The sequence below is a fragment of the Flavobacterium bomense genome (assembly GCF_003970355.1).
Map to the genome: position 1 here is coordinate 1 of NZ_RYDJ01000111.1, position 1,386 is coordinate 1,386.

The 1,386-nt window shown below is 34.3% G+C and carries 1 protein-coding gene and 1 pseudogene; both read left to right on the top strand.

The window, feature by feature from the left end; all coding sequences use genetic code 11:
* Nucleotides 1-500: pseudogene (locus EKL98_RS17680) on the top strand (hypothetical protein); the annotation flags it as partial.
* Between the two features lie 151 nt (nucleotides 501-651).
* Nucleotides 652-1,386 (top strand): TonB-dependent receptor plug domain-containing protein (locus EKL98_RS15960; RefSeq protein ID WP_158618343.1); only part of this gene is annotated, 735 nt, incomplete at its 3' end.

Here is a 1,386-nt window from a genome sequence, read left to right on the forward strand (position 1 = left end):
GTCGTGGATGTTCTTCTCAACAAATACCAAATATCAAGGAGAAATTCAAAAATTACGAAAGTTTTTCCCAAGCTACTTTGGTAGATGTTTATACCGAAAAATCGCTTAAAGAAGCTTTGCATTATACAGTGAAATCATTTGCCAGTATTTATTTAGAAAATAAAAACGGAAAATTCATTATTCACAATCTTCCGGTTGAAGCCCAAGTATCGTGTATCAACGAAATTATGGTAGATGATTATGACAAAGATGGACATCTTGACGTATTAATAACCGGAAATATGTACAATTCTGAAGTAGAAACACCTCGAAATGATGCAGGTCACGGCTTGTTTCTAAAAGGAAATGGCAAAGGAAAATTCAAATCTATTGATCCTACACAAAGCGGATTTTTTACCCCGGGCGATGTGAAAAATATGGATTTAATTAGGGTTAAGGGAAAATCTTATTTCCTGTTGACTAAAAACAATTCGAATTTGCAAAGCGTCAAAATCAATTAAACTTTAAAATTGTAAAAAATTTCATCAGAGGGAAGTACCTATTATTTTAATTAATAATGGGTATTTTCTATCAAAAATTACTTTAATATTCAAAAAACACACCTTGTTTAGGCCGTAATTCGGTCTTTAACAGGGGTCAAAAATTATAAAAATGAAAAAAACATTTATAATGATTTTGTTTGCAAAAATTGCAAACAAAATTAGTCTATCTGTTATGTTATTTCTTCTTATTTCATTGGCAGTTTCAGCTCAAAAAATTAAGATTGAAGGAATAGTGATAGATTCAAATAATGCAGCTTTAGCTGCTGCAACGGTTCAAATATCAGGAAAAAATGAAGCGACTTTAACTAATGAGGAAGGCAAGTTTATTTTGCACACATCTTCTAAGTTCCCATTGACTTTGACCGTTGAAATGATAGGATACACCGCAAAAAGTATAGTTGTAAATGCCAATGAATTTATTACCATACAATTACAAGAAGTCACCAATGAGCTGGGAGAAATATTGATTTCCAGTGGGTATTTAACCCAAAAGAAGTCGGAGTTTTCAGGTTCTGTTTCAACAGTTTCCGCTAAACAATTGCAAAACAGACCTGCAACAAGTTTCGACCAATTATTGGGAGGACAAGGAACAGGAATAGACGTAATTCAATCTTCGGCGGTGCTCAATAACACTCCGGTAATTCGAGTTCGAGGATTAAACACCATTACATCTGGACTTTTTCCGTTGATAGTTATTGATGGAGTTGCTGTTTTCACGGGTTCGTTAGGCGGCTTTGTTGGAAACAATCCTTTGTCAGCTATAAATCCAAACGACATTCAGTCTATTGACGTGCTGAAAGATGCTTCTGCAGCAGCAATTTATGGTTCCAGAGCCGCTAATGGT